A 14,514-nucleotide genomic window follows, 5' to 3' on the forward strand; every position below is an offset into this window, starting at 1 on the left:
ACAAAATTCAATATTTTATTTCATGTATACCTTAAACTTTTTCAAATTGTTTATATCTTTCAAAGGTATAAATCAAATTTCTTGTTTATACGGCGTATTTTATCAAAATAAGCCGAATGGAGTATCCAAAAAATAAATTATTTTTAATTATGTCCGAATTCCAAAGTATTATAATTTTATTTTATAAAAATTTAATACCTTAAAATCGAAGGTATTACTATAAAAATTATAACATCATTTTTTTAGTATCGCCTGATTTAAATCTTTTTTATAGTATCACTCGCCAAAATTAATTTTATATTAAACTTCGACACAATCGATTTTTATGTTACCGCTCAGCGAGCATTAACCACCGTTCTGTTTTAGCATCCAATTTGGCAGCTACATCAGCTCGTTCCGCCATCGTCTTTGACATGGCTTCGTAATCGCCGCCCGCCTGATTAAGCATAGCGTCATAAGCTTTTAATAAGCCTTCCAGCTCCGAAATATCAAGCTCCAATTGAGCAAGCTCCGCCTGTTCCGCCTTTGTAAGCGGTTTAGATGCGGTCGGAGCCCCTTCTGCTTCAATATGAGTATCATTAGTCGTCTTAGAGCTCTGAACGCCCTCAGAGGCAATTTTCGCCGTTTCTTTTGACGATTCAGGCTGCGCGTCGGTTGCTTGATGACCGACTGCACCGCTATTTAATTTACCGCCGGCCAACACACCGATGCCATTTTGTGCTTCCGTTTCATCCAACATATCGCGATATTCCGAATAAGCGCCATGGACGATTTCAATTTGCCCGTTCCCCTTAAACACGAATAATTTATCCACAACGCGGTCCAAGAAGTAACGATCATGGCAAACCGTAATGACAATGCCGCTGAAGGAATCTAAAAAGTCTTCCAGGACTTCCAAGGTAGGAATATCCAAATCATTGGTCGGTTCGTCTAATAAGAGCACATTAGGGGCACTCATGAGGAGTTTTAACAAATAGAGGCGTCGTTTTTCACCGCCCGATAATTTGCGAATCGGCACGCCGTGTAATTCCGGCGTAAAGAGGAAACGTTCCAAAATCTGGCCGGCACTCAATGTGCTGCCATCGGCCAACACCATGTAGCGATGGTCTTCACGAATGTAGTCCAATACCCGTTGGTCCTCATCAAATACGGGTAATTCTTGCGTAAAATGCGCTATCCGGACCGTTTCACCGCGTCCGAGGGTTCCTGCATCCGGTTCAAACTGTCCGTCCAATAAGCCCATAAATGTGGATTTGCCGATACCGTTCGGTCCCACGATACCGATGCGGTCATGTCGCACCACATGGTAGGTGAAATCTTTAACAATCGGAATATCGCCGCGACTGAATGTCAGATGCTCTATGTCAAAAATCGTCTTGCCCAAACGACTCTTAAGGGCAATCGGATCTAACGTATCGGTGCGTCGCGCCACATCTTGCGCTTTTAACGTTTCATAACGCTGCAAACGGGCTTTTTGCTTCGTCGAACGTGCTTGTGCTCCGCGACGTACCCAAGCGAGTTCTCGTTTTAAGAACTGATGACGTTTTTCCGCCGTAGCCGCTTCCCGCTCTTCTCGATCCGCCTTTAAAGTTAAGAACGTTTCATACGTCCCTTCATAGCTGTAAAAATGACGGTCGGACAATTCTAAAATTTCATCGCTCAAAGCGTCCAGAAAATAGCGGTCATGCGTACTGATTACAAGACCGCCTTTGCGGCCTAAGAGATATTTTTCAAGCCATTCGATACTGGCTTCGTCCAAATGGTTAGTCGGTTCATCGAGAAGCAGTAAATCACTGGGATATAACAAGGCCTGACCTAAGGCCAAACGGCGTCGTTGACCACCGCTTAACTCTTTAGCCGGCCGCATCAAATCGGTGAATCCCAATTTTGTCAAAATTGTGCGGGCTTGCTGCTCAACCTGCCAGCCCCCTTCCGTATCCATACGGCTCAATAATTTCAAATGCTCGGGACTACCCGGATTCTGTTGGTCAATGCGTTCATATTCACGGACTAATTTTAAAACCGGATGGTCCGCCAAAAATATATTTTCCAATAAGGATGCGTCTTCGTCAAATTCCGGTGCTTGCGGCAAATAATATACCGACGCCTTGCCATTACGCAAAATCGTCCCTTTTTCCGGCTCGATAAGGCCCGCCAGCATGCGCATGAAGGTGGACTTACCGGTGCCGTTAACGCCAATTAAACCGATGCGTTTATTATCGGTAAAGGTCATGTTGGCATCTTCAAATAAGCGCCGCGTACCGTACGATTGGCTTACATCCTGCAGTGTTAACACGTTCATATCGTTCTAATCCTTTTCAATAATCATGGCAACTGTTATTAACTTCTATATAACTCAGTTGCGCCAATGATTTTCATCAATATTAATTCATCTTAATTGTCTATGCTTATTATACCGCATACAGCCCGCTTTACCAAACATCCCCGGTATGACCTACCGCTTTGATTATGATTAAATGCCGATTATCTTCCTCTACCGATTGTTATTTTAATTATGAAAAAAAAATAATGATTCCCATTATTGACATTGGTAATTTTATCAGTTATGATAAGAATAATATGAATGCATTTTTAGTATGAAAGCATTCACATTAGGTATTAGGTATTTTTAGTATTTTTTAAGGAGTGTGTTCTATGATTCGAAGTAAATTAGTTAAAGCCACCGCCTCATTATGTGCCGCCGCTCTTTTAACAACTGCTGCGGTAAGTGTTACCTCGGCCCACGGCCTTTGGGTGGGTCCCCGCCTTGACCAAATCCAGTTAATTCTCGGCGAAGGCCCTGTAGACAATGCGTATCAGCCAAGTATGGTTGAATCTTTAATCGGCTACACTAAGGATTACCAACCGGTAGCGATTCCGCAACAAAATTTTGCCGACCATGTGACTATTTCGCCAAGTGAAAATACAAGCGTAGCGGTTGTTGTCTTCGATTACGGCTATTGGTCCGTGGACAGTCAGAAAAAAGTACATAATGCCCCAATGAAGGATGTGCCGGGTGCTATTAAAGGAACCCATGCCATTAAATACAGCATTAACTACCTGGGTAAAGTGGGAACCCCTAAAGCTATTCCGAATATTCCATATCAAATCGTGCCCTTAGTGGATCCTACGCAACTCAATGTCGGTGATATTTTACCGGTTCAAGTATTGCATGAAGGACGGCCAATGCCAAATGTGGAAATTATTCCGGATTTAATTAATCACCATACCGTCGTTGAAAAAACCGACGTAGACGGCAAAGCCTACTTACCTGTCCGCAACGGCAGCGTGAATGTTATCGGCGTTGAACTCGCCTTCCCATATCCTCAATCGGACGGTCTTGCTACGCAGGATAAAATCTTTACCAGCCTAAGCTTCACCTTGTATCCGCAAGAAGACTAAGTCTATTATTTGCTGTCACGACAAATAATGGCAATGGTAGACAACATGTAATACTGCTTTCTGCTACCCTCCTCAACAAAAATGGACTGTAACTGAAATATGAGTCAAAACGCTCAATTTCGTTACAGTCCATTTTTAATTACTTGATTATATTTCGGGCTACAGACTTATACATTTAAACCCGCTTTGGATTAGTTTAGGCTATCGTCATAACGAGCCATATTTTCTTGCCGAATATCTTTCAACACCGCAAGTAATTCGTCCGTATCTTCTACGCGAGTAAACAATTCACCAAAGTATTCAGAATCTTCTACTGTCACACTCCACTGAAACGAATCAATTTCATCATATAGGTTAAAAATAATCGGTTCCTTCAACGAAGTCGGCACACCACCGTCTTCATCGGTAATGGTAGCATAATCACCATCATCATCAATCTGATAAAATAATGTTTCCCGATCGTCAATCTCAACTAATTCAAAACCTAAATTCTCATAAAACGATTCCAGCGCGTCGCCGTCCATACGAATCCTCCTTTAATACAAAACCTCAATCCCTTTCGGGATGTTTAGTCCATTGTACAAAAATTTCTAAAGCTTCGCAAGAGACTTTTTAACATCGCCAACAGACATATTAACATCACCGACAGGCTTCTTACGCTCATCTAACAACCCCTGAACTGCTCTGACAATATTGGCTGCCCCATCCAGTTTCCAATGCAATTCCTCGCGTGACATCTCATGCAGCCGTTCCGGATTACTTAATAAACCGGTCACTACACCATGCAAATCATGAATGTCTCGCACCCAACGGGCAAAGCCCTGTTGTTCAAAAAAGGCTGCATTCCCTTCTTCTTGTCCCGGAATAGCGCTGAAGAAAACCATCGGTACGCCAACCGTAACGGCTTCCATACAGGTTAAGCCGCCCGGTTTGGTAACCAACATGGCCGCTTCCCGCATCAATTTGGCAACTTCCAAGGTATAGCCGTATATCGTCGTAGGGGTGCGCAAGTTTTTACGCATGCTCATAAGCCCTTCGTAAAGCTCCGCATTGCGCCCGGTAATAACGATGAGCTCATCAATACCGGATACTTCGTCTAAATGTTGCAGTGCCGATTCTACACAACCGAGGCCGAGACCACCGCCCATAATAAGAACCTTAACCGGATACGCATGTTTATACTCGGTTAAACGATGTTCATAAAAAGTACGGCGAACCGGAATTCCCGTAATCGTAATCTTATTTGCCGGAATGCCGGCCTTACATAATTCATCCACCATCGAAGTGGTACCTACAAAATAGGCATCAATCTGTTTATACACCCAGAATTGATGTACTTGAAAATCCGTAATTACAGCTACCAAAGGTACATCAATTAAATGCTGGCGTTTTAAAATACAAGCCGCCCCACAGGGAAAAGGATGCGTAAAGATAATAATATCCGGTTTTTCCCGATTAATCAGTTTTAACATACGACGTTTCAACATCCACGACAACGCCGTCTGTGCGGTGCTGCCTTTTTTATCCCCTTGTGACATACGATAAATAACATCATACATCATAGGGAACACATCAATCATTTTAATATACGTTTCTTTAATCAAATTATCAAAAGAAAAACTGTTTGTATTTAAAAAATCTACATGGGTAATAATGGCATCAGGATTTTTCTGTGCCCAATACTCTTCAATGGCCCTGGCCGCTTGCGTATGACCGGTCCCGATTGAAGCTGATACTATGAGTATTCGATCTGGCTTGCTCATAAATGTCTCCTTCCCTGTTGTTTTAATTATATCATATTTTCCTTGATGAACAGCGGGAAAGAATGTAATTTTTGCATTAAAAAAAGAGACCCCCTTTTTACCTTAAGGTAACAGCTGCAGCCGTCTATTCAGACTCTGAAGCATCATGGGCGGTCTCTTTTAAAACCGGGCAAATTATTTTTTGCGAGGTTTAACTTTAGTTTGTACGTTTACTAATTCTTTTAACTGTTTGCCGGCTTTGAATGCAGGGGATTTGGAAGCTGCAATAGTGATAGCTTTGCCGGTCTGTGGGTTGCGGCCTTCACGAGCGGAACGTTCGCGAACTTCAAAAGTACCGAAACCGATTACTTGAACTTTTTCGCCTTTTGCTAATTCTTCAGCTACTGTGTCGAACACAGCTTTAACTGCTTTTTCAGCATCCTTTTTAGTTAATTCGGCTTTCTGAGCAACGCTTGCGATTAATTCTGTTTTATTCATGACAGAACCTCCTTAAAAAATAGAATGTATCCATTCATTGTTACTAACTTGTTAGAGTATATCACGCTTAACAAATCATTTCAATGAATGTTTTTGTTCAGACACTTTAGCCGATTCCCAAAATAAGTCCAATTCTTCTAATGAAAAGTCCTTCCACGATTTTCCGCTGTCTTTAACACATCGTTCTACATGGGCAAAACGATGTCGGAACTTATTATTGGTGCGGTTTAGTGCATTTTCACTGCCTATTTTATACCATCTTAGAAGATTAATCAAGGAAAAAAGCACGTCACCGCCCTCTAATTCTGCATTTTCATAGTCTTTTTGGGCAATCGCCTCTTTAAATTCAGCAATTTCTTCCTTAAATTTAGCCCACACCGGAGGCTCAGAATCCCAGTCAAAACCTACCTTCGCGGCCTTTTCTTGTAATTTTTGCGCTCCCAACAAAGCCGGCAAGCCTTTAGATATGCCACCAAGCAAAGTTTTTTTGTCATGCCCCGGCTCTTGAGACTTTAAAGCTTCCCAATTTAACTGGGTTTCAGCTAATTCTTTCGATGTAGCCTTAGCAAACACATGCGGATGACGGCGTATCATTTTGGCCGTTATATCATCAATAATATCTTGAACCGTAAACAGCCCCTGCTCTTCCGCAAGTCTTGCATGGAATACAATTTGTAACAACACATCGCCTAATTCTTCACGAAGATTATTCGTATCCCGGTTATCAATCGCTTCAAGTACTTCGTACACTTCTTCCAAAAGATATCGGCGTAGCGTACTGTGAGTTTGCAATCGATCCCAAGAGCAGCCGTCAGGTGCTCTTAAAGCAGCTACTACGTCGATTAACGGCTGTAAAGTAAAGGCACTGCCAATCGCCGCTTCAGATACGTCCGGTTGGTACATTAATACCCAATCCAACTCTTTAGTCGACAAGGCTTGCTGTTTCGCCATATAAGCCGCTCCATCCGCTCCTAACGAATGTATGGCGATGGTTTCCTGCGTCGCTATTATATCCGTAGCGGTAATCCCAAACAAGCTGATATGATTTTTAGCTCCGAACCGTGTAGCCAGCACATTACCAAGGTTTGTCAAAAGTTCGTGTTCTTCTGTCAAATCGGCCACTAACAAGGTGCCGTTCAAGTCGAACGGAATGTCTTCACTTCGTTCTGCTCCGATAACAAACAAACCTTGCGTAATGTCCAATTCCAATTCGTCAAGCAGACGACTGATATTTTGAATCGACATACAATCTCCTTTTAATTCTTTTGCCTCTGTTCAATTTCCTTAAAAATTTCGTTATTGGTACTTGTTTCTGCTGTTCTATTTTAAATACCGACATTATTTGGACTTGCGGCGGAGTTTTGCCAATCGTTTTCCGATGAACGGCATAACAGCCCATTCATCGTCTTTTACAGCCTTAGTAATCAAAAGACCGGCACCATAAATAACAATAGCCACTATAATAGCCCCTAAAACCGCTAAATTACCGCCTAAGAGCGGTTCAAAGAACGAGTAGGTCATAACGGTCGCACCGCCCATAGCAAACGCGGCCAAGGATATTTTACTCAATTCCAACCACGGCACCTTATACTTAATGTAACGGCGCACAAAAATCATATTTAATAAAGCGGCCAAACCGAAATCTATATTGGTTGACCATGCAGCCCCGTTAATGCCCCATTCGGGGAGTGCCGTCAAATACCAGCTGAGCGGAATTTTGATCAGCGTACTGACAAATAAATTCACCATTGGAATCGCCGTATGACCAAGACCTTGGAGAATCCCCGTACTCACTTGTTGAACCCCCAACAAAAAGATGCTGAGGCTCATAACGGCAATCGGACCGCCCGCATTCGGGGTCGCATATAAGAGTTCCGAAATCGGCGTTGCCAACACATATAAACCGACAAAGGCCGGCACGGTAATCAATGTGGTAATTTTGAGTGCTACATGGCTGCGATTCTGAATCTCAAGCGTATCCCGTTTCGTATACGCTTCGGATATCGCCGGTACCAAACTGGCTGCCAAGGAAGTCGTTAAAATAATCGGCAAATTAACCAACGATGTGGCCATGCCTGTTAAATACCCAAACAAAGTGGTCGCTTCGCGAACCGAATAGCCCGCATCAATGAGACGCTGCGGGACTACCCCGAGGTCAATCCCCGACACAATCGGCATCATAATATTGGCCATAGAAACAGGAATCGCCAAAATAAACAAGCGTTTCATAATTTGCCATGAGCTTTCCGGGATGATATCCGCAGCCTGTTCAGCCAAAAGTTTAGCCCGTAAATGGCGTTGCCGGCGATAGAAATACAAGAGCACCAATACGCCGCCCACAACGCCCGGAAAGGTCGCAAGCGTCGCGCCGGCCGCTGCCATAGGCAAACCAAACGGTAATAAGAACAGCGCAAAGCCAACCATGCAAGCTACGCGCAAAGATTGTTCCACAACCTGCGAAGCACCGGTCGGCAACATATCCTGAAAACCTTGGAAATAACCGCGTAAACAGCTCAATATGGTCACTACCACGATAGCCGGTGCCAACGCCATGAGTGCATAACTGCTACGCGGATCCGTCAGCCATTCCGATTCGACAAGCCACGGCACGGATAAGAATAAAGCCACACTGAAAAAGGCACCCAACGCAAATAATACGGTGGCCGATACGCGGAAAATTTTGGATGCCCCGCGGATATCTTTATATGCCAATTTATCGGCAATCATAATCGATATGGCCACCGGCAATCCTGCCGTAGCAAGGCTTACGATAATCTGATATATGGGATAGGCCATCTGGTATAAGCCGATGCCTTCACCGCCTAAAATACGTGCCAACAGGACCTTACTGAAGGCCCCTATAATTTTCACAATGATGCCCGCTAAGGTAAGAATCATAGCCCCTTTTAAAAATCGATTCATACGGTTCCTCCTAAAGCTTACTGAGATTGTAATTGAGGGTCACGTTTTTCCAATTCCCCCATTAACACCTCAACTGTGGTCAATACGGAAGTTCCCGCTTCAATAGGGCTGTAACGTAACACATTATTTTTATCTATTTTAACATGTTGCCAAACCTTTGTCGCCACTAAACCGGGATCCCAGCCGCCCATCTTTTCAAGGTCGGCCCAGTGAATAATCAAAACGCCTTCACGGATAACCATACTCTTGATGCCGATGGCTCTTGCCCGTTCTTTAATGCGTGCCAGTTTTAAAAGGCGTTCCACCGGCGGTGTGGGCGTGCCGAAGCGGTCAATCAATTCGTCGGTGAATTCGTCAAAATCTTCCAATTTCCGAATCTGCAATAAGCGCTGATAAATCGTAATCTTACGAGCCGTATCATTGATATAGGCCTCATCGATAAAGGCATCGATGCCAAGGTCGATAACCGGATCCACTTCCACCGTCTTGGTAATCGTCTTATGCTGGGCTTTTGCAATCGCTTCTTCCAACATGGAACAATAGAGGGCAAACCCGACGGACGCAATATTTCCGTGCTGCTGTGAGCCCAATAAATTACCGGCCCCACGAATTTCAAGGTCGCGCATAGCCAGTTTAAAGCCGGCGCCCAATTCGGTGAATTCTTCAATCGCTTTCAAGCGTTTCTCCGCTGTTTCACTAAGCATTTTATCCGGGCGATACAAGAAGTACGCATAGGCACGACGACGAGAGCGTCCCACGCGGCCGCGCATCTGATATAACTGCGATAAGCCCAAACGATCTGCATCGTACACGATAATCGTATTGGCATTCGGAATATCAAGTCCTGTTTCAATAATACTGGTACAAAGCAATAAATCATAATGCCCTTCATAGAAATCAACCATAATGGCTTCCATTTCACTGCCCACCATCTGCCCGTGGGCAATGGCAAAGCGCAAATCAGGCATGGCTGCTTCCAATAATTCACCCATATGCTCAATGGAAGCTACGCGATTATAAACAAAATAAACTTGTCCGCCACGTTGAATTTCACGGCGAATGGCTTCCGCAATGAGTTTCATATCGTATTCCACCACATAGGTTTGTACCGGCAAACGGTCTTCCGGCGGCGTGTTGATAACACTCATTTCACGCACCCCGACAAGCGACATGTGCAAGGTTCGCGGAATCGGCGTAGCACTCAAGGTAAGGACGTCGATATTGTTGGCCCAGCTCTTCCATTTTTCTTTCTGCGCCACACCAAAACGTTGTTCTTCGTCCACCACGAGGAGCCCCAAGTCTTTGAAGGCCACTTTTTTATTTAAAAGCGCATGGGTCCCGATTAAGACATCAACCGTCTTATTGGCAACACGCTTAATAATATCCCGTTTTTCACCGGCCGAGCGGAAACGATTGAGTACTTCTACCCGCACGCCGAAGGCCCCTAAACGGTCCGTAAAGGTCTGAAAATGTTGCTGCGCCAACACTGTTGTCGGCACTAACACGGCTACCTGTTTGCCGCTTTTCACGGCTTTAAAAATAGCACGCATAGCCACTTCCGTTTTGCCAAAACCTACATCACCGCAAAGTAATCGGTCCATGGGATGAGGCAGTTCCATGGAAGCCTTAATTTCCTGAGAGGCTTGCAATTGGTCTTCCGTTTCTTCATAAGGGAAGGCCTCTTCGAATTCCATCTGGAAGGTATCGTCCGGTTCAAAGGCGAACCCGTCCACTACTTCACGCTGCGCATAGAGTTCTACCAGCTTTTCCGCCAAATCATCGATGGATTTCTGCGCTTTTTGACGCACCTTGCCCCATTCGCGACCGCCCATCTTGTGAATGCGCGGCACATCTCCTTCATTCCCGATATATTTCTGCAATTGATCGAGATTATCGGCGGGCAAGAATAATTTATCGGTGCCCGCATAGGCGATTTCGATGTAATCCTTGTGAATGCCTTCCGTTTCAATCGTTTTGAGGCCTACATACTTACCGATACCGTGTAGGGCATGGACTACATAGTCCCCCGGCGTCAAATCGGTAAAATACGTGATTTCTTGGCTCTTCGGCACTTTTTTACGAAGCTTACGCTTCTGTTGCCCAAAAATATTACCTTCCGTTACCACTACAAGATTACAAAGGGGTAATTCAAAGCCTTCCGATAAAAGGCCGCTCACTATGAGTACGGCATCTTTAGTCGCTTTCAGGCCATCGCTCACTTCATAAGCGATATTCGCTTCGCTTAAAGCTCGTTCCAAGCCTTCGCGACGCTGTAAATTATTCATGACGAGCACTACTTGACGTCCTTGGGTAAGCCATACGTCGATTTCATCGATTAAGAGCGGCATTTGCCGTTCAAAGGACATCATAGACTTGCTTTGAAGCCCAATACTGTCAAAACCGGCTAACCCTGATACGCGTTGCTGCAGGAAGTTAAAAGCAATTTCACTCTTTACGGCATTCGTGTTCATGAGCTCTGACCAAGTAAAATGCTGTTGACGATGAATGGCATCTTCTTTTAAAAAGCCCTTCAAGGCATCTTGTAGCCGATTCGGTTCGTCATACAAAAGCAAGGCATTTTTGCCATAACTCAACAAGGATCCTTCTTCCGAGGTATCATTCATATGGAATGGCATAACCGTCATATGATTAACTGATTCGATGGAGCGCTGTGTATCTAAGGCAAAAGTACGAATGGTATCGATTTCATCATCAAAAAACTCAATACGATACGGGTTATCGCTATTTACCGGGAATACGTCGATAATATCGCCGCGCACGCTAAAATGACCACGTTGTTCCACCTGGTCTGTTCGTTCATAGCCTAAGGTTACTAACTTTTCGAGCATAATTTCTCGCTCTACAATATCACCTGTGGCTAAATGTATAACACTTTCTTTTAATTCTTCCGGCGTCAAAATGCGCTGCGTCGCTTCATCAATGGTAGCGATAACTACAACCGGCTCATCGTGCAATAAGGCACCTAAGGCTCGCATCTGCAGCCCCTGGTTTTCTAAGCTGCGCGCCGCCGTAATAAATGTGACTTTTTCGGTAATAGGAAACGGCATAACGTCCACATCCGGCAAAAAGAATGCCAAATCTCGTTCCCATTGTTCTTTATGATTCTTATCATGGACCAAAACAATGGTAGGCCGCTGTTCTTTAGCCTTCATGGCCGTGCTGTAAATAAACGGTTTTTGGGAGCCCCCGAGTCCTGATATTACATGCTTGCCCTTTTTACTAAAAAGTCCTTCCGCCTCTTTATAGGCAGGATATTTATATAATAATTCCTGTAATGTTTCCATTGGATTTTCTATTACCTTCTTCTTACTCTCATATAGCAACGACAAAACGGGCTTTAGCAACGCCAAAGCCCCTTGTTATTACAAAGTATATGTCTAGTTTACCATAGGCGGCATACAACATCAATATGAATTGGTCTTTGTTCGTATTCAGCCTCGAGGTGAGTACGCTGCCTAGAATAAAATGTATTGATACCCCCATTTCGACTTTACAAATTTTACATTTATCTATTGACGATATAGCTTTTTGTATGATAATATATCTTTGTTGCGGGAGTGGCGGAATTGGCAGACGCACCAGACTTAGGATCTGGCGCCCTCGGGCGTGGGGGTTCAAGTCCCTTCTCCCGCACCAGCTACGAACTTTAAGCCCTTTGGGGCTTTTTTTATTGCCTAAAATTTGAAATATAATGTTTATAAGAGTGGTGCTTTGCATCACTCTTTTTATTTTGTCCTCGATTGCTATTGGAGTTATAGAGTTATAGGACAAAAAGTGTGTGTAAAAAGTGCTGTGGACCTATATAAATATGTTGTTTGCGCTCTTTTATCTTTTTGCCCATACGCTGCTATTGCGGCTTACAAATGTATATTAAAGGTCAAAGGCTCTACAAAATACCCATCACAGTATTTTGTAGAGCCTTCGATTAGGAGATGATGAAAATGTACGCCCATACATTATCATGACAATATATTAACACTTGCGTGATAATACCAAATATCCATAGCCATGACCGGTACGGGTGTCACATGCATCATCAATGTAGGCAATAAAAAAGCCTTTCTCGACGCATGCGAAAAAGGATATATGATTCTCCTCCCTATCGCTCGTAGGTCAAATGGTGAATGATGAATAGGCAGTTCTCCTGACTTAGCTTCACCGCTCCTCTCGCCTTCCCAGTGTTACCCAGTGACTTAAATGAGATTCGCTCAGCCTTACAGTGACGGGATCGTGTCGGACTTGCACCGACTTCTCTATTATGCATTTCTGCACCTATTCCCAACTATGTATTTTGTTTATTGTTTACTTTCTATACACGTATAGTAACATGATTTTTATGCATTGTCAATAAACTATTGTCATTATTTCTCATTATAATTTGAATTGTATAAAAACATAATAAAATCGCTCTTTTGGGGATATATATTAATTATTCTGCCCCTCTAAATGCTATACTGAATTTATAGAAAAACCCAACTTTCCAATACCTTTAAAAGGAGACTATCATGAAAGACACAACAAATAAAGTTAATTTTGAAAATCCAATGTTGCTAAAGGAAGCAATTGATCGTAATTTAGCTGTCAGAGAGTCCTATCATAAATTAGAAGACACCATTAACGGCAAGCGTTGGACCATAGAGGAAGATGCCTTAGGCTTCTTAACCGATGCCGCTCTTATAGGCAGAATGGCCATGGCTTATGAAAAGACATGGCCTACCGAAAATACGGCTAAAGATTTAGAAACATTGTTACCACATAAATTGGGTGAGTGTGTTTGGTGGCTTGCTGCGTTAGCCGATCGTATGGGGGTGGATTTTGAAAAGGCTATTGTGGACTTTATTGAGACGAAAGAAAAAGAGTTACCGTAAAGATAAATTTATGACTCCCCTTTTACGGTATACGCCCAAATTAAAATTAAATTATTATAGTCCGGCATAAAGACAGAAGTATAGGTCCCTGAATCTATTGCTCCTCTAATTTTTTGCTTAAACCACGGTAATGCTATTGTCCCATCAGAAAGTGATTGAGGACCGTTACCTACATATCCCATAAATACTAGTCTTGTATTTTGATTAGAGTATAAAAGTTTCATTTGTTTTAATTCGCCATTTTTTATAGTAAAGAAACGATAATCTACAAAACCTCCGCCTGTCGTCTGCACAGCAGACACTAAAATATCCGGTTGTCCATTATTCCCTTTAATTACATACACTCCACCTGTATAAGTAGGGCCAGTCACATTTATATATTCATCATTTATCTTATCGCCAAAGAGTTTAACATTCTGTTGAGATGCAATTATATCATTTAAATCTGAAATATAAGGCATATAGGATTTTGCTTTATATATTAAATCACCTCTGCTACTCCGAGCCCAAGGCGCCGTAGCTCCGGCATACTTTTCACCTTCGCCTACAATATAAACATTATAACTACTCCCCTCAACACTTCGCATAATAAAGGACACTCTACTTTTTTCAGCTGCAAAATCACTTGTCATAGTGTAAGAATAAGCTGCAATAGACTGTATGGCAATACCTATTAATAAAGCAATAGAAAACATGAATCTGATAACAATCCCCTTCATGATAAACCTCCTATAACCCGAATTTTAAAAGTCTCATTAAATAAGAAAAAGTTTTATCATAACCCTCAATAAATAAAAACTATATAACGATTCTACAAACTCTACCTAATTATTTATATAATTCTTCTTATAAATAATCTTATAATTTTATTATTTCTTTTTCAAGCCCCTATGATATATTAAAAGCTTATTAATCAGCGACTACCTATCATTCTCGCTATCGCTCGAAAGAAAGTGATGCAATACGATTTGTGCGTCGCACTCACTTCAATCAGCGACTACCTATGTGTTCGGGCCTGTGGATTTTGCAAAGCAAAATCTTACGTCCCGAACTACGCGATG

The 14,514-nt window shown here is 42.8% G+C and carries 10 protein-coding genes, 1 tRNA gene and 1 riboswitch; of the genes, 3 read left to right on the top strand and 8 right to left on the bottom strand.

Features of this window, described 5'->3' with window-relative positions:
• Positions 1-328 precede the first annotated feature (328 nt).
• On the bottom strand, positions 329-2,302 hold the full coding sequence (locus EO126_RS04075) for an ABC-F family ATP-binding cassette domain-containing protein (protein ID WP_006556489.1): 1,974 nt from the start codon (positions 2,300-2,302) through the stop codon (positions 329-331).
• A 353-nt stretch (positions 2,303-2,655) separates the two neighbouring features.
• On the opposite strand from EO126_RS04075, the gene EO126_RS04080 reads away from it, so the two are divergent.
• Positions 2,656-3,402 carry a DUF4198 domain-containing protein gene (locus tag EO126_RS04080; protein WP_006556488.1) on the top strand — a complete coding sequence of 249 codons (747 nt, stop codon included), beginning with the start codon at positions 2,656-2,658 and terminating at the stop codon, positions 3,400-3,402.
• A 191-nt stretch (positions 3,403-3,593) separates the two neighbouring features.
• Here EO126_RS04080 and EO126_RS04085 read toward each other — a convergent pair whose 3' ends face one another.
• From EO126_RS04085 to mfd, 6 genes are all read right to left on the bottom strand, one after another.
• Positions 3,594-3,926, bottom strand: a complete 333-nt coding sequence (locus EO126_RS04085; RefSeq protein ID WP_006556487.1) for a hypothetical protein — start codon at positions 3,924-3,926, stop codon at positions 3,594-3,596.
• Positions 3,927-3,992: 66 nt separating this feature from the next.
• Positions 3,993-5,165: an MGDG synthase family glycosyltransferase gene (locus EO126_RS04090; protein ID WP_006556486.1), complete on the bottom strand. Its 1,173-nt coding sequence runs from the start codon at positions 5,163-5,165 to the stop codon at positions 3,993-3,995.
• 174 nt (positions 5,166-5,339) lie between these two features.
• Positions 5,340-5,642, bottom strand: coding sequence for an HU family DNA-binding protein (locus EO126_RS04095; RefSeq protein ID WP_006556485.1), 303 nt, complete (start codon positions 5,640-5,642; stop codon positions 5,340-5,342).
• 75 nt (positions 5,643-5,717) lie between these two features.
• Positions 5,718-6,887, bottom strand: a complete 1,170-nt coding sequence (gene mazG, locus EO126_RS04100) for a nucleoside triphosphate pyrophosphohydrolase (RefSeq protein ID WP_225723662.1) — start codon at positions 6,885-6,887, stop codon at positions 5,718-5,720.
• A gap of 93 nt (positions 6,888-6,980) precedes the next feature.
• Positions 6,981-8,564, bottom strand: a complete 1,584-nt coding sequence (locus tag EO126_RS04105; protein WP_006556483.1) for a putative polysaccharide biosynthesis protein — start codon at positions 8,562-8,564, stop codon at positions 6,981-6,983.
• A 17-nt stretch (positions 8,565-8,581) separates the two neighbouring features.
• Entirely contained in the window at positions 8,582-11,869 is a 3,288-nt protein-coding gene (mfd, locus tag EO126_RS04110) for a transcription-repair coupling factor (RefSeq protein WP_127007714.1), read from the bottom strand.
• A 267-nt stretch (positions 11,870-12,136) separates the two neighbouring features.
• Here mfd and EO126_RS04115 point away from each other — a divergent pair.
• Both EO126_RS04115 and EO126_RS04120 read left to right on the top strand, forming a co-directional pair.
• Positions 12,137-12,221, top strand: a tRNA-Leu gene (locus EO126_RS04115).
• A 481-nt stretch (positions 12,222-12,702) separates the two neighbouring features.
• A riboswitch (cobalamin riboswitch) is annotated at positions 12,703-12,876 on the bottom strand.
• 214 nt (positions 12,877-13,090) lie between these two features.
• Positions 13,091-13,453 carry a nucleoside triphosphate pyrophosphohydrolase family protein gene (locus EO126_RS04120; protein ID WP_006556481.1) on the top strand — a complete coding sequence of 121 codons (363 nt, stop codon included), beginning with the start codon at positions 13,091-13,093 and terminating at the stop codon, positions 13,451-13,453.
• 8 nt (positions 13,454-13,461) lie between these two features.
• Here the strand turns inward: EO126_RS04120 and EO126_RS04125 are convergent, their stop codons facing one another.
• Positions 13,462-14,172 carry a hypothetical protein gene (locus EO126_RS04125; protein ID WP_006556480.1) on the bottom strand — a complete coding sequence of 237 codons (711 nt, stop codon included), beginning with the start codon at positions 14,170-14,172 and terminating at the stop codon, positions 13,462-13,464.
• Positions 14,173-14,514 lie beyond the last annotated feature (342 nt).

This window comes from Veillonella seminalis (genome assembly GCF_003992065.1).
Taxonomy (GTDB): domain Bacteria; phylum Bacillota; class Negativicutes; order Veillonellales; family Veillonellaceae; genus Veillonella_A; species Veillonella_A seminalis.

What these genes read in the sequence shown, in the direction of transcription:
- EO126_RS04075 (WP_006556489.1), bottom strand. Translation starts at nt 2,302, where the DNA reads ATGAACGTGTTAACACTGCAGGATGTAAGCCAATCGTACGGTACGCGG.
- EO126_RS04080 (WP_006556488.1), top strand. Translation starts at nt 2,656, where the DNA reads ATGATTCGAAGTAAATTAGTTAAAGCCACCGCCTCATTATGTGCCGCC.
- EO126_RS04085 (WP_006556487.1), bottom strand. Translation starts at nt 3,926, where the DNA reads ATGGACGGCGACGCGCTGGAATCGTTTTATGAGAATTTAGGTTTTGAA.
- EO126_RS04090 (WP_006556486.1), bottom strand. Translation starts at nt 5,165, where the DNA reads ATGAGCAAGCCAGATCGAATACTCATAGTATCAGCTTCAATCGGGACC.
- EO126_RS04095 (WP_006556485.1), bottom strand. Translation starts at nt 5,642, where the DNA reads ATGAATAAAACAGAATTAATCGCAAGCGTTGCTCAGAAAGCCGAATTA.
- mazG (WP_225723662.1), bottom strand. Translation starts at nt 6,887, where the DNA reads ATGTCGATTCAAAATATCAGTCGTCTGCTTGACGAATTGGAATTGGAC.
- EO126_RS04105 (WP_006556483.1), bottom strand. Translation starts at nt 8,564, where the DNA reads ATGAATCGATTTTTAAAAGGGGCTATGATTCTTACCTTAGCGGGCATC.
- mfd (WP_127007714.1), bottom strand. Translation starts at nt 11,869, where the DNA reads ATGGAAACATTACAGGAATTATTATATAAATATCCTGCCTATAAAGAG.
- EO126_RS04120 (WP_006556481.1), top strand. Translation starts at nt 13,091, where the DNA reads ATGAAAGACACAACAAATAAAGTTAATTTTGAAAATCCAATGTTGCTA.
- EO126_RS04125 (WP_006556480.1), bottom strand. Translation starts at nt 14,172, where the DNA reads ATGAAGGGGATTGTTATCAGATTCATGTTTTCTATTGCTTTATTAATA.